The sequence below is a fragment of the Athalassotoga sp. genome (assembly GCF_049965695.1).
Taxonomy (GTDB): domain Bacteria; phylum Thermotogota; class Thermotogae; order Mesoaciditogales; family Mesoaciditogaceae; genus Athalassotoga.
The window spans coordinates 1-19,380 of the sequence record NZ_JBMFWB010000009.1; the positions used below are offsets into that span (position 1 = coordinate 1).

17 protein-coding genes are annotated in these 19,380 nt (G+C 42.3%); all 17 read right to left on the reverse strand.

The genetic code is table 11. From position 1 onward, the window contains the following. A partial coding sequence (locus ACP5NR_RS04000) for an RRXRR domain-containing protein (RefSeq protein WP_428006003.1) occupies positions 1–196 on the reverse strand: 196 nt, incomplete at its 3' end. Positions 197–484: 288 nt separating this feature from the next. Next, positions 485–3,559, reverse strand: a complete 3,075-nt coding sequence (locus ACP5NR_RS04005; RefSeq protein ID WP_428006004.1) for a sensor domain-containing phosphodiesterase — start codon at positions 3,557–3,559, stop codon at positions 485–487. Positions 3,560–3,746: 187 nt separating this feature from the next. Beyond that, positions 3,747–4,445 carry an ABC transporter ATP-binding protein gene (locus tag ACP5NR_RS04010; RefSeq protein ID WP_428004594.1) on the reverse strand — a complete coding sequence of 233 codons (699 nt, stop codon included), beginning with the start codon at positions 4,443–4,445 and terminating at the stop codon, positions 3,747–3,749. Continuing rightward, complete coding sequence (locus ACP5NR_RS04015; RefSeq protein ID WP_428004595.1) at positions 4,427–5,164, reverse strand: ABC transporter permease; 738 nt, start codon at positions 5,162–5,164, stop codon at positions 4,427–4,429. The genes ACP5NR_RS04010 and ACP5NR_RS04015 overlap by 19 nt, the downstream gene beginning before the upstream one ends. After that, positions 5,161–6,093: an ABC transporter substrate-binding protein gene (locus ACP5NR_RS04020; protein WP_428006005.1), complete on the reverse strand. Its 933-nt coding sequence runs from the start codon at positions 6,091–6,093 to the stop codon at positions 5,161–5,163. The genes ACP5NR_RS04015 and ACP5NR_RS04020 overlap by 4 nt, the downstream gene beginning before the upstream one ends. Beyond that, positions 6,094–6,375: a TM1266 family iron-only hydrogenase system putative regulator gene (locus ACP5NR_RS04025; RefSeq protein ID WP_428006006.1), complete on the reverse strand. Its 282-nt coding sequence runs from the start codon at positions 6,373–6,375 to the stop codon at positions 6,094–6,096. After that, positions 6,356–6,640, reverse strand: a complete 285-nt coding sequence (locus ACP5NR_RS04030) for a hypothetical protein (protein WP_428006007.1) — start codon at positions 6,638–6,640, stop codon at positions 6,356–6,358. The genes ACP5NR_RS04025 and ACP5NR_RS04030 overlap by 20 nt, the downstream gene beginning before the upstream one ends. After that, entirely contained in the window at positions 6,637–7,269 is a 633-nt protein-coding gene (locus ACP5NR_RS04035) for an endonuclease V (RefSeq protein WP_428006008.1), read from the reverse strand. Before ACP5NR_RS04035 ends, ACP5NR_RS04030 begins: the two co-directional genes overlap by 4 nt. Before the next feature lie 11 nt (positions 7,270–7,280). Then, entirely contained in the window at positions 7,281–7,904 is a 624-nt protein-coding gene (locus tag ACP5NR_RS04040) for a hypothetical protein (RefSeq protein WP_428006009.1), read from the reverse strand. Next, positions 7,901–9,718: a translation elongation factor 4 gene (gene lepA / locus ACP5NR_RS04045; protein ID WP_428006010.1), complete on the reverse strand. Its 1,818-nt coding sequence runs from the start codon at positions 9,716–9,718 to the stop codon at positions 7,901–7,903. Before lepA ends, ACP5NR_RS04040 begins: the two co-directional genes overlap by 4 nt. Before the next feature lies 1 nt (position 9,719). Beyond that, the gene (gene smc / locus ACP5NR_RS04050; RefSeq protein WP_428004601.1) at positions 9,720–13,253 is read right to left on the reverse strand and encodes a chromosome segregation protein SMC; all 3,534 of its coding nucleotides are present in this window, start codon (positions 13,251–13,253) and stop codon (positions 9,720–9,722) included. Next, on the reverse strand, positions 13,250–14,224 hold the full coding sequence (locus ACP5NR_RS04055; RefSeq protein WP_428004602.1) for an elongator complex protein 3: 975 nt from the start codon (positions 14,222–14,224) through the stop codon (positions 13,250–13,252). Before ACP5NR_RS04055 ends, smc begins: the two co-directional genes overlap by 4 nt. Continuing rightward, the gene (rnc, locus tag ACP5NR_RS04060) at positions 14,221–14,907 is read right to left on the reverse strand and encodes a ribonuclease III (RefSeq protein ID WP_428004603.1); all 687 of its coding nucleotides are present in this window, start codon (positions 14,905–14,907) and stop codon (positions 14,221–14,223) included. Before rnc ends, ACP5NR_RS04055 begins: the two co-directional genes overlap by 4 nt. A gap of 6 nt (positions 14,908–14,913) precedes the next feature. Then, the gene (thyX, locus tag ACP5NR_RS04065) at positions 14,914–15,543 is read right to left on the reverse strand and encodes an FAD-dependent thymidylate synthase (protein ID WP_428004604.1); all 630 of its coding nucleotides are present in this window, start codon (positions 15,541–15,543) and stop codon (positions 14,914–14,916) included. Then, on the reverse strand, positions 15,521–16,855 hold the full coding sequence (locus ACP5NR_RS04070) for a sigma-54-dependent transcriptional regulator (RefSeq protein WP_428004605.1): 1,335 nt from the start codon (positions 16,853–16,855) through the stop codon (positions 15,521–15,523). The genes thyX and ACP5NR_RS04070 overlap by 23 nt, the downstream gene beginning before the upstream one ends. Before the next feature lie 4 nt (positions 16,856–16,859). Then, positions 16,860–18,212, reverse strand: coding sequence for a sensor histidine kinase (locus ACP5NR_RS04075; RefSeq protein WP_428004606.1), 1,353 nt, complete (start codon positions 18,210–18,212; stop codon positions 16,860–16,862). A gap of 4 nt (positions 18,213–18,216) precedes the next feature. After that, positions 18,217–18,990 (reverse strand): SAM hydrolase/SAM-dependent halogenase family protein, encoded by a 774-nt coding sequence (locus tag ACP5NR_RS04080; protein WP_428004654.1) that lies wholly within the window; start codon positions 18,988–18,990, stop codon positions 18,217–18,219. Positions 18,991–19,380: the final 390 nt, after the last annotated feature.

Sequence of the window (19,380 nt, forward strand, 5' to 3'; positions counted from 1 at the left end):
CTCCTGCATGACGTGATCCTATGTCCATTCCTACCGTTGTGTCCTGCGTGTATTCTTCTGAGTCATACAACAACTGAATCGTGAATGGAGTACGTTTTACCACTTTTGCCATTCCGGATTTAAGCATTCTTCTTACCTTGCCATACCTTTTCGTTGGCATCAAAGGTTTTCCTGATTTGCTTATTACGTAAACCATCTTCAATCTCCCTTAGATAATTCAGTCTTGCGACTGTTAGGTGCTCATCGCCAATGTTATCCGTGCTTTTAGGCTTACCACACTGTTCCTACCCATCAGAACTGTTTAATGGTAAACGACAGAGCCTGAAACTTGAGCAGCATCTCAGGGTGTCATGACACGGATAACGTAGTCTTGCGACTTAGGCTAATCAACAAGGGCTTTTACAAGCCCCCACCTCTAAAGGTGGTGGGACGTTGACGTCAAAATTATAACATGGCCGGATGAAATATGCTCGTTCGGTAAATCTCACACATCGACCATCTGTGCAATTTCGAGGTACAAATTATGAAATATCGCATGCATCGTCTCGATGTCAGATTTTTTTAAAGTATTTGACTTTACCTTTTCATGAATCCGTTTGTGAATTTCTTCGGCTTCTTTAAAATGATCCAAAATACCGTAGATCAATCTTCTTTTTTCAAACCATAATGTCATCGGGCACTTCGAAAATTCCGAATGGCAGTAACATGTTTTCATATGTTCTGTGTCCGTAAAAGCGTATTTTAGAATTATAAAATCCGTGAATAAAAATGGCCTTAATTTTTTATAGTTCAAATGCTTGGAAGTGTTTATCCATTTGAAGAGTTCTTCCTCTTCCATCGGTTTTGCGACGAAATATCCCTGAACATATCTGCCCCTCATCCTCATCCACAACTCCATATCTTGTGCCGTTTCAATGCCTTCCGCAACAACATGCCTGCCTGAAAGTGCGCCAAGTGTCAAAACCGATACCGCCACTGTGAAAGCATTTGCATTTGTTCTGAGTGCCTGAACGAAAAATTTGTCTAATTTTATCTCATCAACGGGTAAATTCGCGTGAATTAGAGAAGAGTAACCCGTTCCGAAATCATCCAAAGAAAAGGCAAATCCCATCTCTTTGAGTGATTCTATCGTGTATTTTGTCATTTCCATATCTTTTACGGCAGAACTTTCGGTGATCTCTATTTTCAAATCATGTCCATCATTTATTCTGTCTGTGACATCTTTCAAAAAATTTTTATCAAGAAAATGTTTTGCACCTATGTTGAAAGATATTTCGGATATACCTGTTGTTTTAATTTTTTCTCTGAGTTCAAAGGCCTTTTCAAGCACATAACAGTCAAGTGTGCGGATCAAATCGTGATCTTTTTCAACGACGTCTATGAATTCATCCGGCGGTATCCACCCATTTTCTGTTTTCCATCTTGCAAGCATTTCCACGCCGTATATCTTCCCTTCAAAGCAATCGCATTTCGGCTGCAAAAAAAATTGTATGTCACCTTTCTCAATGGCTTTATGAAATTCAAGATGTACTTTATCTGCTCTTTGAAATTTATCCATCCATGCTTTGTTCAAAATTCCATAATCATTTCCGCCCTTTTGTTTTATCGTGTATGAAACTTTGTCGGCAAGATTGATAAGATTTTCTAAATTCTCTCCATCTTCAGGATAAATTGCCCATCCTAAACTGCACGTGATTTTCATTTGAGGCATTTCGAGATCGTATATCGATTTAAGCACACGTTTCGAGATGATCTCTAAATCTTCGACGTTATCAATCATAACGTGAAAAAGGAATTCGTCTCCTCCCATTCTCGAGACGATATCTCCACCACGTAAGATGGATTGAAAGACGTTGCCTATTTTCTTCAGCAATTCATCTCCGACGATATGGCCGAAGGTATCGTTCCACAACTTAAAGTCATCGAGATCGGCAATACCTATTGCGAGATATCGCTTTTCTCTTTTGGCCCGTTTCATAGCGCTTATCACGGATTGTTCGAAATACCTTCTGTTCGTAAGACCCGTCAGTGCATCGTGAAGTGCCATCCATTCTATTTGCTTTTTCGCGTCGTACTGCTTTATTGCCGTTTCGATGCTTGAAATTACCTGTTCGACAAGCATTCTAAGTTCTTGATTGAAATATCTTGGATTAAGGCTGTGTATTGTGAGCACCGCGACGGGTAACGTGTCTTTTTCGGAAAAAATAGGCCAACTGCCCACGGCACCAATTTTTAGTTCGGGATGTATCGACCATAGTTCCTGAAAGGAAGGATCTGCTTGCGGATTATCGACTATGACGGGCTTTTTATCCCTGAAAGCACGTCCGGTTGAAGTGTTGCCGTAAGGATGATTTGCAGGATCTTTAGACGCTATTTTTTGATTCAAAAATGTATCGGCATGCTTTCCCGACGCAGATATAACTTTCATCCACTCGGAATCAGGATCGGGAACGGAAACACGGGCGGTAAGCGCATCCGTGTATTGTGTTATCATTTCAACCGCAAGTTTGTAGATTGCATCCGGAGGAGGATTTTTTATGAGTTCTCTTTGGATTTGTGTAAGGGCCTCTTGATATCCTTTAAGTCTTTGAATTTCAAGATAACTTAGTCTTCGATCCACGAAAATCTTGAGATTTTTGGAGAGATCGTCAAGCAGGTCTTCGATGTATTCTGGCATTTCCCGATCAACTCTGGCATACATCATCGTTATCCATTTTCGACCGTAGAAATCCTCAAAAGGCACGCCCGCGGCTTGGCCGAGTCCATAAGTCTTTGCCATTTGACGCCAAACTTTAAATTTCGGATCGTCGAAATCTCTTAGTATTGAGGTTTTGCCGGATCGTAGCGAAACACCGGCCGGTCCTTCCCCGTACGGACTTTTTTCGTCTATCGATACGCGCAGGTTGTGTGTGTATCCAATGGCATCTCCGGCAGATCCTCTTATCTTTACCCATCCGTCTTCGCCCACATTTCCCACCCACACAAGACCCAAATTGAGATCTTTTACGAGCATTTCGGCCGTCAATTTGAGAATTTCATCCAAAGCCATTTGATCATTTTCATTCCACAATCGGCTTACATCCACAAGGGCATGGTAAATTTCTTCTCGCTTTTTAAGCCTTGAATTTTGTACTTTCAAAAATTTATCGGTATGAAAAAACATGATGAAATTTATGCGCTTGAAAACGGCAAAGGTCAAAATTTGTCTGTCTGCAAAAGATGAGATGGAATTTATCGCGTTGAGGATCTCTTTGTGATACGCGTTGCAAATATCTATGATTTTAGCGGTTGAAATTTCAAAGTTTTTGAAGTCACTTATTGAATCGGCGATCACTTTGCATTGTTGATCTTCTGCCGAAAAAATTTCAAGATATTTTTTGATCCGCGCTTTGGCATCTTCGACGGATAAATCGCGAATTAAAGGAGATAGAATTTGGTCGTTTAAAACCGTTTCGTACACTTTTGATGCGAATTCATAGGCCACTTTGGATAGAAGTGGCTCATAACGGTTAAGTGTTTCTCGTTCGTAATCCGAAAGTGTCAAAAATTCCGGAATCATGAAGTTCACCTCTCAAAAAGTGAATTTTTATTTAGGCTCCGCGCTTCCGGCAGGCGCCCCGCTCGATGTCTGGTCCTCGCTGCGCTGCGGAGGCCATCTCGAGGGCATCCTGCCCTGCGCTCCGTCCATCATCCCTCACCCGATGCGGGATCGCACTGAAGTCTTTAGAAAAATCAAATATCATAAGTCAGTACAAAAAGATCTTTTTCATAAGGTTGCTTTCTATTTTTATGAATTCCGTGTTTGATATGTCCCTTTCACCTTCCTGAAGGTTAATTTTCACATCTTCAACGATTTTGGAAGGACGTTTTGAAAGTATCAAGACCCTATCGGCCATCGATATGGCTTCTTTTGTGTCATGCGTGATCATGATGATGGCGAATCTTTTTTGGCTTCTAAGTGCATTTATATCTTCTATTATCGCAAATTTAACCGGCATGTCCAACGATGCGAAAGGTTCGTCGAGAATGAGAATTTCCGGATCCACTACAAGTGCTCTGACAAGATTCACCCTCTGTTTCATTCCGCCGCTGAGTTGGGATGGCAGGTAATTTTCAAATCCTTCAAGACGCATCGCTTTAAGAAAGAAGATGATCTTATCTTCATCGGGTGAAACGAAAGTCAGATTCTCCATCACACTTATCCATGGAATCAGTCTGGGTTCCTGAAAGACAAAGCCGACCCTTTCGAAATTCCGCTCGACGTTGCCGGAAAAATTTCTGTCGAGATCGACTATTATCTTTAAAAACGTGGTTTTGCCGCAACCGGAAGGCCCGATCATCGCGATGCGTTCTTCTTTCAACAATTCAAGATTCCAGCCGTCTATAACGGGCAAAGTGCCGAAATCTTTTTTCAGATTTTCAACTCTTAAGATGGTATCTGCCATTTGCCGAGTATTTTTCGGAAAGCCATCTTTGCAACCCTTTCAGAGGCTATGCCAAGCGCAACGGTGATGATCGTAAGGGCATAAATTTTCGGAACATCCACGTATTGCCTTGCCCACGAGATCAAGACGCCTATTCCGCCTGATCCGCACAGGTATTCCGCAACAACGATGACTTTCCACACGTCTCCTATGATCACTTCAACGGTTGAAAATATAAAAGGCACCAAAGAACCAAGGTATATGGTTTTCACAATTTTAACTTTAGAGACTCTGTAAACCTTGGCCATTTCTATGAGATTTTTGTCGGTACTTCTTACTCCCGCCGCTGTCGTGAAAATCGAGATTGGCAGAAGCGATAAAAAGCCTATCACGACGGGTCCTTTCCATCCTATTCCCCACACGAAGATCACAAGTGCAAGCCACGATATAACTGGCACGGCCTGAACAACCGTAACTGCCGGTCTGAAAATTTCGTACACGCTTTCGTTGATGCCCATAAAGAAGCCTACCGGAATGCCGACCGCTATGACCGTTAAAAGTACCAAAAGGCTCTTCCACACGGTGCTAAGGATCGCCTGATAGGTATCTGACTGGACTGCAAGGTGAGAAAGAGATTCAAAGGTCAAATAAGGAGAAGGAAGAATCAAAGGTACGTTAAGCACAACTGAAAAAACCTGCCAGGCGATCAAAAAGATGAGAATGCCAAGAAGTATTTTCAATCTCCGTAAAAGCCCGCTCCCGGAACGGATGGCATGCCTTCAGGGTAAAGTTCATTCAATTTTGAAAGAAAAGTCTCCACATCCGCTTTGCATTTTGAGATAGGCACGTAATAAAATGACGTTCTATTCATCGATTCTTTCAAAATCGGGATCGGTATGGCAAGGTATGATTTCGAAAGTTCAAGTGCCTGATCGATATTTTGATTCATCCAGTCTATCGATTTCTCAAAGGTTTGTTCAACATCCGTGACTGTTTGAGGGTGTAACTGTGCAAAGTCATCCATCACAAAAAGGCCCGCTATCGGTATTCTGTCGGGAAGGTGCATCTCTGCTCCCCACGCTTTTTGAAAATCAAGCGCTATTTTTCCGTATCCTCCCGAAATCGCCATCGTCACAAATGGTTCGGGCAGGGCTGCGTAATCAATTTTTCCTGATCTGAAAAGCGCCACTATCTCCTGTGGTTGCAGGTAATATATCTTCACGTCTTTGTCAGGCGTCACACCATCCTGCGACATCATGTATCTCATGAGTATGTCGACGGTCTGGCCGCGGCCCTCTGGTGTGTAAACGGCTTTTCCGACAAGACTTTTCCATCCCGTAAAGGTTGCATTGTTCGAAACGACCAAATAGAAGACATTCCATTCGTAAACGCCAAGCAGGGATATCTTTATGCCCTTTGAGTAGAGAATTGCACCGAGGGTAACGGGCAAAACTGCGAAGTTGGCTTGTTTTGCGGCTATCATCGCTATCGCCTCATCGCTGCTCTGCCAGAGTTTTACGTTTATCGTTGCGTTACCGGTGATAACACCTTTCATGATCGGAGCGATGGGTATCGTTGTCGGACCGAGTGGGTTTATAAAAGTTACGCTCTGAGCCAGCGCAACGGTCGAAATGGCCAAAATAAAAAGCAACAAGATAATTCTTTTCATTTAATCATCCCCTTGATCATCTTTGTCAGTCAGCATACTTTTAACCTCTACATCTCTTACCCTGCCGAGTTTTCCGGTCATGGCGCCGATTTCATCCGTTGTCCCGTCTACAATTATGGCCATGATCGAGAGGTTCCTGTCTTTGTAAGGAATTCCCATTCTTCCAACGACTATCTTTCCGTAAAGGTGCAAAATGTCATTCACCGCGGTATAAGATTCGTTTCTGTCTTTTATAACAATTGCGATAACTCCGAGTCTTTTTTTACTTATCGTCTCTGTCATCTTCTATCTCCCTTTTTCTAAGCCATTTTCTTGATCTTATGATTAAAAACACACCAAGCCATGTTAAAAACACTATTATTCCGCCGACTATAAGAATTTTGATCAGATTTTTCGAAAAAGATTCGCTGAGTATGAATTCGGAATAAACGAGCAAAAAAATGAATAACCATATGATTATTTCACCCCATATTGCCGAAACGGTAAAGATTTGATCCGCAGATCCTTTTAACACCTTTTTTTCTTTTTCCCAATCTTCTTTGCTCATGTATTCACCTCTTTTCTTAAGCGCTTCGAATACATATCGGCTAACCTTGTCGGCTCTGGCAATCTGTACCCTTTGCACGTTTTGAGCGTGTAATCTATCGAATCTTGAACGCTGACGAAACTTCCAGGAGACACAAAAAGTGGCTTTACGTTTGATTTCGTTCTTAACACCGCACCTATGACATTGTCATGATCGTAGATGTATTCAAAAGCGCCTTTGTTTGAAGATGGCACTTTGTATTGTCCAAAGAGATGGGATTTCGCGACTCCGATGGAAGGCTTTTGAAATTTCAAAGACATGTATGCGGCGATTCCAAGGCCCCGAGGGTGAGCGATGCCCTGACCGTCGAAGAAAAGTAAATCAGGCACTTCATCGATCATGGAGTAAACTTTTTCTATGGCCGGCCCTTCTCTGAACGCAAGAAAGGTGGGAATGTAAGGCGTGTCTATCTCTGCCTCGGTCCATTTCATCTCGCAAAGTTCAAGGTCTGGATACGTCATCACGACACAAACTGCTATGGCCGTATTTTTGGATGGGTAAGACAGATCAAAGCCTGCTATTTTTGCAGGAACGTAAGTCATAGGATCTAATTTTATCTCTTTGACGAGAGATTTTTGAATTTCAGTCATTTTTTCGGTGCTTAATATACGTAACTCACCACCCATCTGACATGTTTATAAGGTTCTCCGGTCGCGGAAGAAATTGCCCTCATGATGATCGCGTGAAACGTCTCTTTCGATCCCGAAGCAAGTTGAACTTCGATTGTGTAAGTGTAGGCCGCAAATTGTGGAATTTTCTCTCTTGCCGCGAGCATTGACTGGATCGATGCGATGTTGTAATTTTGAAAACTGGAATTAAGCGCAGTCGCACTGCCGGATTGGACTATTCCGAGACTTTTCATCATTTTAAAGGTTGATGGATTCACAAAGGTGTAATTTGAAAAGATATTCGCTATTTCGGTTGCGCCGATACTCTTTTTACTCACCACGTTTAAATTTTTCACCGCCGTGCCTATGTAAGTTGAAAAGAAAAGTTGAGGTATTTCGGAAACGGTTATCGTCTTATTCACAAGGCCATAAGTTTTGGCGTTGATCATGGCATTTGTGTAAACCGGATCTACATTTTCGATGTTTGCCTTTCCGTTTGAAAGAAAAACGTTGTTTATGACTTTGTCGGGCGTATCTCCCAAAGCGAAAATAAGCCACATGACAATCGCAACGGCTATGAAACCTATAAGGATCTTGAGTTCTATCGAAAGTTTCAACTTTTATTCTCCTTTCCTATGCTGAGTATGGACAAAAAGGTTTCTTTGGGTATTTCAACATTTCCGAGCATCTTCATCTTTTTCTTTCCTTCTTTTTGCTTTTTTAGCAGTTTCATCTTTCTTGTGACATCCCCGCCGTAGCATTTGGCAAGCACATCTTTCCTGAATGGATTGACGGTCGCCCTTGCAATTATTCTACCATGAGCGGTCGCCTGAATGGGTATTTCAAATTGATGGCGCGGTATGCTGTCGGCTATGCTCTCGACCAGTGATTTTGCAACGCTGAAAGCCTTTGAAGCATGCACAACCGTATCCAGCGCTTCAACGCGCTCTCTGTTGACAAGCACTCCAATCACGACGAGATCTGATTTTCTGTATTCCTCGATTTCGTAATCCATAGACGCGTATCCGTGACTTATGGCTTTTATCTTATCGAAGAAATCGAAGATCATCTCTCCCATCGGCATCTTGAAATGCAACGCAACTCTGTTTTTACCGGCATTTTCGGTTGAAACGAATTCTCCCCTTTTTTCGTTTTGAATGAAGTTGACAAGATCTCCCATTGAATTGACCGGAGTTATCACGGTCAAATCGACGTAAGGTTCTCTTATCTCGATATAGGTGCCTTCCGGTGGAATTTTTGAAGGATCTGTTATTTTCTTCATCGATCCATCCAACATGATTATTTCGTATATGACGTTTGGCGCCGTCGCTATGATGTCGAGATCGTATTCGTCTTCGAGGCGTTCAACAACTATCTCCATGTGAAGCAACCCTAAGAATCCGCATCTAAACCCGAAACCCAGAGCGGTGGAATTGTCCGGCTCAAATGTAAAGGCCGCATCGTTTAACTTGTACCTTTCTATCGCCTTTCTCAAATTTTCGTAATCTTGAGGATCTGAAGGATATATTCCCGCGTAAACGACCGATTTCACTTCTTTGTAACCTGAAAGCGGTTTTTCGGCCGGATCCGAATTGAGCGTGATGGTATCTCCAAGCCTTGCCTGAGAGACCTCTTTCATGTTGGCGGCCAAATAGCCAACCTCACCTGCCGAAAGCGAATCTGTCGGCACCATATCGGGAACGAAGATGCCTATTTCCGAGATCTCATGGGATTGACCTGAAGACATCATCTTGATAACGTCGTTCTTAGAAAGTTTACCGTCGAATATTTTGATGTGCGCCACCGCGCCCTTGTAAGCATCGTAATTCGCACCGAAGATAAGCGCGCGCAACTTCGCATCTTCCGATCCGGCAGGAGGCGGTACTTTTTTTACGATTTCTTCCATCAAGTCGCGAACGCCCTGTCCCGTTTTGGCGCTTACGAGTAATGTTTCTTCAGGTCTTATGCCGAGAGTATCGTAAAGTTCTCTTTGCGTTTCATCTATGTTGGCATTTGGCATGTCTATTTTGTTTATGGCCGTTACGATCTCAAGGTTGTTGTCTATCGCAAGGTAGGCGTTTGCTATCGTCTGAGCCTCGACTCCCTGAGTGGCATCCACAAGCAATATGACGCCCTCGCATGCCGCTAAACTTCTTGAAACCTCATAGGTGAAGTCCACATGTCCTGGGGTATCTATAAGGTTTATCTCGTAACGATTTCCATCATCGGAATCGTACATCACCTTGACAGGCTGCGCCTTTATGGTGATGCCTCTTTCCCTTTCTATGTCCATGTTATCGAGATATTGATCGCGCATCTTTCTCAATTCTATTGAATGCGTCATCTCCAATATCCTGTCTGCCAAAGTGGACTTTCCGTGATCTATGTGGGCTATTATCGATATGTTTCTTATGAATTTACGTTCGTACATTTCATTCATCTACCTTTGCGGGAGAAAATTCCGAAAGTTCGACGGGTATTATCGTCGATGTGCCGTCGATCATCGTTATGCCGTAAAGCATGTTTGCCCTTTCCATTATGAATTTGTTGTGGGTTATCACTATGAAGGTTGCCTTTTTTGAATATTCCTCGAGCAAGTCTATGAACCTTTGCGTGCTAAAATCATCCAAAGCGGCGTCAACTTCGTCGAGTATGTAAAACGGGCTCGGATTTATCATCAAAAGCGAAAAAATGAAGGCAATTCCAACCAAAGATTTCTCTCCGCCTGACATCGTGTAAAGTTTTTGCATTTTTTTCCCCGGTATCTTCACGCTTATCTCAACGGGTGCATCGAGTATATCCAGCCCTTCGGTAAAAGACAGCATGCCCGTGCCTTCTGAAAAGAGTACGGAGATCATGCGACCGAAATTTTCGTTTATGTGCTCGATGGTTGCGGTAAGCCTTATTCTTGCCTCTTCATCAGTCTTTTTTATGACGTCCTGAAGTGAATTGTAGGAATTTTCAAGGTCATCTTTTTGGATTTTTAGTTCGTTAAAGCGCTTTTCGGTTTCATCGTACTCTTCGATCGAAGAAAGATCCACAGGCCCTAAAAATTTCAATTTTCTTTCGTAATCTTCTATTTCTTTCCCAAGATTTTCGAATGTCTGATCGTCGAGTGCCTTTGCGTCTTCGATCTGTCCCTGTACCTTTTGAAGTTCGGCAAGCGTGTTTTGTATCGATGATTCGATAGAAACCCTTTCAACGTCAAAAGCGTGCAACTCTTCTCTGACAGATGAAATTTCATCTCTTTTTTGGGTTGAAGTTTTATCCATCTCTTCCATCTTTTTGAGCAATTCTTCCCTGTCTCCGCGCGTGTCTTTCGATCTCTCAAAAAGTTTTTCTGCATCTTTTCTGACAGATTCAAGTTCTTTTTCCGAGTTCTTCAGTCTTTCTTCAGACGCAGTTATTTCTGCAATTAAGTTGTTGAGTTGATTTTCTATCGCAGAAACATCGGCGGACAGTTCTTCGACTCTCGAAGATAATCTCGTCTTTTCTCCGGAATATCCGCTGAAACGCTCTCTTATCGAATTCAACTGCATCTTCAGATCTATCATCTGTTCCTGAAGTTTTTCCATTTCCTGACGTCTTCTTATATCTTCTGTCGAATCGTTTCTTTTGACAAGTTCTAACTCAGAAAGTTCTGAGTCGATGTTTCTTATTCTCTCTTCCGATTCCGAAACTGCCTTTTCGTTCTTTTCAAGTCTTGCAGCGTAATCATTTCTCATTTTCTCAAGATTGTCTACCTCTTTTTGGAGTTCCGCGAGTTTGGAAAGTAAAGCATTTTTATTTCCCCTTGAGTTGTTGAGCGATATGTTTTCTTTAAGCAGCGCACTTTCAATTTCTTTCCTTTCGTAAAGAATTTCTTCCATTCTGGATTGAGACTCGGATAAACGCGCTTCGATCTTTTCTATTTCTTTAGATACGCTTATGATCTCGTTTTCAATGTCTTTCATTACCCTTCTTTGGGAGATCAGATCTGTGCGCTCGGATCTGTCCATACTGCCGCCCGTTATGGTGCCGGTCGGAGAGATGAGTTGTCCATCCAAACTCACGATTCTCGATCTGAAATTGAAATGCCTTTTTACCTCTATGGCATCATCAAGGGTTTTGACTATGAGATCCGTTCCAAACAAAAAATTGACAAGTGATTCGTATCCCTTTACAGCCCTGACTATCTTGAATCCGTAACCCACGACGCCCTTAAACGCAATTACGGATGATTGAATGCCGGGTTCTTTGAGATCGACCATGTCGAGAGGGATGAAGGTAGTGCGGCCGGCATCGTTTTGCTTTAGAAATTCGACACATGCCTTGGCGACGTCGGAATTTTTCACCACTATGTTTTGCATCCTTCCGCCCAAAAGTACGGAGACCGCAACTTCAACGTCTACGGGAACATCTATCATGTTGGCAACGACATCGATGATGCCTTTTATCCCCGATCCCATGACGACTCTCGTGGCATTCGAATATCCAGCGTAACTTTCTATGTTTTTCAACAAAACTTCATGTTTTGATTTCAACTCCACTAATTTCGAAGAAAGGCTATCCTTCCTGTTTTTTGTCGCCTTTACGTCATCTTCCAATTGCTTTCTTTCAACGTCTATTTCCTGAAGCCTTTTGCTCTTGCTTTCAACGCTCGCAAGGAATTTAGACTCTTCTGTTGAGAATTTATCAAGGTTTTCGGAGATCTTTGAGGCGTTATCCGTCTTTTCCCGTATCTGGGCGTTGAGTATGTCGAGACGCTGCCTTAAATCTTTCGTGTTTTCGAAAACTTTCGATCTTTCGACTTCTTTGGAATTTCTTTCCTTTGTGAGTGCTGATATCCTGCTTTCGATCGAGGCGCGTTTTTTCTGTTCTTTGCTTACCTCTTCAACCATGGCGTTGTAACGATCTCCGGTTTCTTTTAGGTTGGAAGAGATCTTGTCTTCTTCGGATTTAAGACTTGAGACAAGCCTTCTCAATTCTTCAAGCCTTACGTTGCTTCTTTCAATTTCACTTTTCATTCCATCTTTTTTTGTACCGAGTTCGACGTAAGCGGATCTCATCGTTGAGAGTTTGGCCGATATCGAATCTTTCAGATCGGACAAGGTTCTTTCTCTTTGCCTGTAAGTTCCCATTTCGTTTTCGAATCTCTTTATGTCTTCTTGGGCATTTGCAGAGAATTCTTTGAGTTTTGAGGTCTCTATCTCAAGGCCGAAGAGTGCTTTTTGAAGTTCTTCGACTTTTTTGGTGCGATCGTCGATCTTCAACTTCAACTCTTCATTCGCTTTCATGCCGACACTTAAAAGATGTCCGAAATACAGCCGCTTTTTTTCCGCTATGATAGTTTCGTATTCTTTGTATTTTTTTGCCCTTTTTGATTTCAAATTAAGCGATTTCATGGTATGATCCACTTCATCCATGACGGTTCTGAGTTTTTCAAGATTTTCGTTGACTTCTTTGAGTTTGGAAAGGGCTTCGTTTTTACGCTCTTTGTAAATTAAAACGCCGGCCGCTTCCTCGACAAGTGCTTTTATCTGCATCGGAGAGGAGTTAACGAGGTTCGATATCTCTCCCTGGCCCACTATTGAGTAAAAATCTTTTCCCGTGCCGGTACCGAAAAATACCTCTTCTATATCTTTCAAACGAGATACCGTCCCGTTCATGAGGTAATTGCTCTTACCGTCTGCCTGATAGATCCTCTCCACGGATATTTCTTTCCCTTCATCATAGAAGATGGCTTTAACAGAGGCTTTATCCGCTTTTTTCATCGAATTCGATCCAAAGTAAAGCACATCCGTCGTGTCGGACATTCTCAACTTTGAGTTTGCCCTTTCTCCGAAAAGCCATCTTACGGCATCGACTATGTTCGACTTTCCGGATCCGTTTGGACCGACGATCGAAACTATGCCGTCTTTTATTTCAAAATTCACATGAGAACCAAAAGATTTAAATCCTTCAATCTCCAATCTTACGAGTTTCATCCGATCAACTCCTTAAGATGAGAAACGTATTCCGAAAGCCACCTGTCAAAATAAACCGTTCCGTCTGCGTTCACGATCGAGATTTCATTTGCGGTTTCAAAAATAACATTTCTTATTTTTTTTCTTCCAACGATCTGGGACCTCAAATTCTGCGGACCGTAAACTTTTACCGCTCCCGTTGTCTTCAAAAATTTCTCGTAAATCGCCGAAATGACGAGTTCCCCGAACGCGGGATGGTAAGGGCCCGCTATGACATTTTTGATCGTTTCCGCGTCTTGATACATCCCAGTTCTTTCTATCTGTATTTTATCATTTTTGAAAATCGAGACCATATCGGAAACTACATCTATCGCTTCCTCAACGCTTTGCGGCCGGTAAGTACCGTTCAAATACATTTTTTCAAGTTGGGTTTCTTTTAAAACCAAAGTTGGATGAATTCTAACACCGTCAGGAGAAAGTTTGGCAACCTCAAAGGCGGAAAAGATATCGTCTCTTTTGGAATCAAGCGGAAGACCCGTCATGAGATGCACCGAGACCTTTATCCTTTTCTTTTTGATCCGTTCAACCGCATGTCTTACATCCTCGACGGTATGATCCCGTCCGGCTGCGTCAAGTACTTTTTGAACCATCGATTGAGCGCCTATCTCGACGAGTGAGACCCCGTTATCCGCTAAAAAGTCAACGTCTTCGATCTCATCGGGTCTTGTGGATATTCTTATTCCTTTCATGCCCATTTCGTGCACAACCGAATTGACCGCTTTTAAAATCTCTTTCCAGTTTTTGATGGCCGTAAATGTGCCGCCGTACAGGCCTATTTCGGAATTTTCATCTCCATGGTAAAGCGCATAAGATTTCAGAATCTCTTCTCTTATCGAGTAAGGAGGCGATTTCATCGTTGCCATCCATTCGTTGCAAAAAGTGCATCTGTGCTTGCATCCGGCATTTGGGAAAAAAATTGGAATTACTTTCACTTTATCAGCCTTTCGTATGCCATTTTTGCCGCCAACTGCTCGGCTTCCTTTTTGGATTTTCCCTTTCCCTGTCCGTAAAAATCACCGTTGACTCTAACTTCGAAGACGTAATGCTTTTTATGGGCAGGCCCGCTTTCTTCGATCAAGATGTATTCCGGCAGAGTCGCGAATTTGTTCTGGGTGTATTCCTGAAGGGCGGTCTTGTAATCGAAAAACAGTTTTTTCTGTGCCACATCCATTATTTTCTCGGCCAACAAATTTGACACGATGTTTTCGGTTGTTTCAAAGCCAAAATTCAAAAAAACCGCCGCTATCGTCGATTCAAAAGTATCGGCGTAAATCGAATCAAGTTCATCCGGAGAGGCCGAACTCAAACTTTTGCCAACGAGGACAAGATTCGCAAGGCCAATTTTTTTGCTTATGTCAGCAAGCACCTTTTCGCTTCCCACAACCGCTTTGATCTTTGCAAGTTCTCCTTCTCTTATGTTTTTGAAAAGTTCAAAAGTCTTGTGCGCTATCACGAGTCCAACCATCGCATCACCGAGAAATTCCAGCCTTTCGTAAGAATCCGTCCCGTTTTCATTGGCGTAAGAACTGTGAGTTATCGCACAGCGAAAGTATTCCGGAAAAGGTATCATCTTGTCTATTTTTAAAATCTTCAAAATTTCTTCAACATCGTCCATTCCCAGTTAAACCTCCAGAAGGTTACCTTTGTATAGATTTTTCACAAAAGCCGAATAAGTTACGGGACATGAAATTTGGAAACATCGTGCCACGGCAACGGCATATCTTTGAATTTCGTACTGTGCGTGGGAATCTGCCCTCTGATTTAAGAAATTCATAAGGCTTCGCGCGTTTATCGTCCAGTACCATTCGGTGTAAAGGCTTAAAGGCAGTACCATTCTCGCAACCTCTTTTTTTACACCGCTTGAAATCAGTAAGTTGTAAGTTTCAAAAGCATTTTTCATCGATTTTTCCATTATCTCGGATGAATTTCCGGCCCTTTCATCTGTGGGCACGTAAAATTCCTCTTCGAATTCCGTGAATCTGCCGGATCTTTCGTTTATGCTTGCGATCCTGTGGCGCATCCACTGGCGGGCCACGAAGATCGGTGCTTTGACATGAAAGGTGAAAACGATATGTTCAAATGGAGATTCATGGCCCAATTTTGCAAGTAACTCTATGAGACGTTTATCTTCTTCGATTGAATTTGATTTTGACATGTAAGATATCCTTGCCGCCATGGCAACTGCCTTGTCACCTCCAAAAAAATCCACAAGTTCAACGTATCCTTTGTCAAGAACTTTGATCTTCTCCACTTTTGTTCTCCTTCCATTGATTTATCTTGTTGTGCAGGGTGCTCAAACCTATGTTAAGCACCTTTGCAGCCTGCGTCTTGTTACCGTCAAAGTATTCGAGAGTCGCTTCTATGAAACGTTTTTCCGCCGATTCTAAACTTTCTCCTATCTGCAATTTCACGTAATTCCTTTCAACGTCTTGGACTTGCAAGGAAAGATCGTCAACCTCAACTTCATTTCCTTTGGCGAATATAAGCGCCGATCTGACTATATTTTGCAATTCTCTGACATTTCCCGGAAAAGGGTAAGATTTCAAAAATTCTATCGCCTTTGGGGAAAATTTTTTGTAATCGGTTTGCATTTGTTTTGAATAGAATTTTGAAAAATAATCTATAAGTACCGAAATATCTTCAACTCTGTCGCGAAGCGGCGGAACTTCTATTTTGACGACGTTTATCCTGTAATAAAGATCGTCTCTGAAGTTCCCGTTTTTAACTTCGTCTTCGAGAGATCTGTTCGTCGCCGATATCACGCGCACGTTTACGTGAATGGGATTAACACCACCAAGCCTTTCAAAAGTGGAATTTTCGAGCACCCTTAAAAGTTTTACCTGGACGTTTTTCGGAAGTTCGCCTATTTCATCCAAGAAGATCACGCCATTGTTTGCCAACTCAAACTTTCCGGGCTTGGCCACATTTGCACCCGTGAAAGCGCCGCGCTCATACCCGAAAAGTTCGGACTCGAAAAGGTCTGCCGGTATGGCTCCGCAATTGACGGCGACGAAATCGTTTTTTGCCCTTGCGCTGAGTTCCCATATCGATCTTGCAACGAGTTCTTTGCCCGTACCGGATTCGCCGGTTATCAAAACAGGCACATCTCTTGACGCGATGACTTCTATTATATCCCTTAACTTTCTTATTGATTGGCTCTCTCCTATTATCTTCGTGGGCAACTTTAATGAGATATTTTCGAGTTTTAGAGTTCTGCTTTCTATGGCCCTGTTGACTTCGATTATGAGATTTTCGAGTTCGAATGGTTTCGGAACGAAATTGAACGCTCCAAGTTGAACGGCTTTGACGGCAACGGTAACATCTGCATGGGCGCTTATGACTATGACGGACGCATCTTTTACAACCTTCTCGATTATGTCCATACCGTTTCCATCCGGCAGCATAAGATCAAGAAGCACGAGATCGTAGGGTGAATTTTCTAACTCTTTGATCGCTTCGGCCTTCGTTTTCACGCTTTTTACCAAATGCCCTTCGATATCGAGGGATCTCGAAATTAACCTGTTAAGGCTTAAATCGTCCTCGACAACAAGTATTCTTCCCATCGAATCACCTCGAAAGCGGCAACCTTATAAAAACAGTTGTCCCTATTCCTTCCTGACTTTTTATCTCAACCTTTCCGCCGTGCGAGTTTATGACCCTCTTGACGATACTCATGCCAAGGCCTGTTCCGTTGGTTTTAAGCGTGAAAAAAGGTTCAAAAATGTAATCCATGTGATCCGGAGATATCCCGTTTCCGTGATCCGTGAAAGTGATCGAAACGTAATTTTTGATCTGTTCGACTCTTACCTCTATTTTCCCGTTTTCATTCGAGGCATCCATTCCATTGACAAGTACGTTCAAAAAAGCCGAGTTCAAGGCGTTATCATCTCCATCTATCATGATTTGATTGAATGGTGTCGCAAAATCTATCGTTATGCCTCTCTCTCTGGCCCTTATCCTTGCGAGTTTGATCGACTCTTCCAGAACCTCGATCACGTTCAGAGTTTTCAGATCAAAGGTTATCTTTGAAAAAGTTAAAAATTGCATGGATCTTTCTTCAAGCCGTCTTATCTCTTTATCGAGAATTTCCAAAGTTTCTGCGGGTTCATCCGGTATCTGGCCGAGTTGCTTTTTTAACAACTGCACGGAAAGTTTCATCGAGGCAACCGGTGTTTTTATCTCATGCGCTATTGATGCAGTCATTTTTCCCAAAAGCGCGAGTTGTTCTGCCCGACCGAGGGCTTTTTCAAGGTTGGAAAGCATGGTTATATCCCCAAAGATGTAAAGTGTTACAGGATTAGAAGCGTTTTCTATCGGTATTTCCTGAAAAATAAGCCTTTTGTCGAGTGCTTTCACTCTCACCACGTTTTTCGTTTCATCTAATATGATGCCGTAAAAGCGCAAAAAATCTTCAAACTCTCTTCCTCTCCATTCACCTCTGGTTGTCGAAAATATATTCTCGATTCCACGATTCATCGTCGTTATCTTGCTGTTTTTGTCAATTGTGAGAATGCCTTCTTCCAGCGATTCGACTATATTCCTGTATTCGCCGTAGGTTTCAAGCAAGCCCTCTCTTTCTCTTTTAAGAGTCTCGGCGAGTCTATCCACATCGTTTAAAATCTCTCCGAATTCCCCTCTCAGTCCTTTTTTCTCCATAGGGCTGAGCGTTATAGAGGTATGCTTGACCCTGTTAAGCAGTTGAATAAGCGGTTCACTGAGAAATTGAAAGAGAAAGATCGACGATGCGAAATAAATGACAAGATCGATGGAAATCATTATCAGCCAGTACTGAAGGGGAGGCGGAAAAAAGAGCACGTACATGAAAAATTCAATAAAACCCAGCACCGACATCAAAAATATGAGTATAACGGTACCGTAAGATGTTGAACTTTCACTTCTTGAAAATGGCCAAATTTTCAAAATTTCAAACCTCCAGAATCAAATTGGATCTCGGAGAAAGTTTGAGTATATCGCAGGCCCTTGCGTATCTTGAAGTAATTTCAAGATATCCTCCAAGGCCTTCGCAAACTATGAGTTCATTTTTTCGTCCCGCTCTTCTGTCAAGCATGATACTCGATGGCTTTCCGTTTATCATGAGTTTATCTTCTTGATGCACTCCCACCTTTTCGAGATAATCGAAGGGGATGTTGGTTGAAAGATCTCCAAGATCGTTTACAAAAGAAATTTCGCCATCTATTTTTTTATCATCTATGATTGCCTTTTTATGCTTTAAATCGTAAAAAGTCATGTAAACACTTCCGATACTCTCAAAAGTTTTTCCATTTGAAAATTCAATGGCCACGGGTATGAGTATATCAAGCACGGATCTTGTGAAAGACAAAGAAAATTTGGTTTTTGAAATGTTCATCTCTCTTATTTGTTTGATACCGAACCTTTCAATCGGCAACGTGAATGTCCCGTTATCGAATCCTATGAACAAACGGTCATCTTTGGTTCTTAGGCCTATCGGTCTGCGCGCGCTTTCGTTTTGGCCATCGACGATTATCATGAATATCGTTGATTTTGGAAGATGGCACGCAAGACGTTCCGCTATGCACGACGCAGTGTACACATCTCCGAATTCAATTGGACGCGTTACCTCTATGATTTCTTCCTTTGGAGCAAGGGCAGAAAAATTTCCCTTCAACACCCCCATGAATAATTCGTCTGATCCATGATCTGTTATAACGGCTATCATTTCTTTCACCTTTTCTTTTAAAGTTTTTCATTAGAATTATATACCAAACAAAGTTCAAATTCCGAATCGTAGCGATGGCAGGCGCGGCCCTACTCGATGTCTGGTCCTCGCGCTGCTGCGGAGGCCATCTCGAGGGCATCCTGCCCTGCGCTCACAGTCGCAAATTTTTCTGAATTGAAAAAATTGTTTGATAAGTTTTCTTTTTGTAATTTGATTGACAGTTTTTATTTAAAAAATAGATGATAAAATTCATTTAAAACAGCGCGTAGCGGGTAGCACGTGGAAAAAATAGTAACGTGTGATCGGTAACGAGTAAGCAGTCAAAAACAAAAGGCGATTCCAGTTCTTCGACTGGAATGACAGACGGAGGCGGAGAGCATGATGCCGAGA

Bases quoted from the DNA above. Each gene is read 5' to 3' on its own strand.
- ACP5NR_RS04070 (WP_428004605.1), bottom strand. From the start codon at position 16,855: ATGGGAAGAATACTTGTTGTCGAGGACGATTTAAGCCTTAACAGGTTA.
- ACP5NR_RS04035 (WP_428006008.1), bottom strand. From the start codon at position 7,269: ATGACTGAAATTCAAAAATCTCTCGTCAAAGAGATAAAATTAGATCCT.
- lepA (WP_428006010.1), bottom strand. From the start codon at position 9,718: ATGTACGAACGTAAATTCATAAGAAACATATCGATAATAGCCCACATA.
- ACP5NR_RS04010 (WP_428004594.1), bottom strand. From the start codon at position 4,445: ATGGCAGATACCATCTTAAGAGTTGAAAATCTGAAAAAAGATTTCGGC.
- ACP5NR_RS04025 (WP_428006006.1), bottom strand. From the start codon at position 6,375: ATGACAGAGACGATAAGTAAAAAAAGACTCGGAGTTATCGCAATTGTT.
- ACP5NR_RS04005 (WP_428006004.1), bottom strand. From the start codon at position 3,559: ATGATTCCGGAATTTTTGACACTTTCGGATTACGAACGAGAAACACTT.
- ACP5NR_RS04080 (WP_428004654.1), bottom strand. From the start codon at position 18,990: ATGATAGCCGTTATAACAGATCATGGATCAGACGAATTATTCATGGGG.
- ACP5NR_RS04020 (WP_428006005.1), bottom strand. From the start codon at position 6,093: ATGAAAAGAATTATCTTGTTGCTTTTTATTTTGGCCATTTCGACCGTT.
- smc (WP_428004601.1), bottom strand. From the start codon at position 13,253: ATGAAACTCGTAAGATTGGAGATTGAAGGATTTAAATCTTTTGGTTCT.
- ACP5NR_RS04030 (WP_428006007.1), bottom strand. From the start codon at position 6,640: ATGAGCAAAGAAGATTGGGAAAAAGAAAAAAAGGTGTTAAAAGGATCT.
- rnc (WP_428004603.1), bottom strand. From the start codon at position 14,907: ATGGACGATGTTGAAGAAATTTTGAAGATTTTAAAAATAGACAAGATG.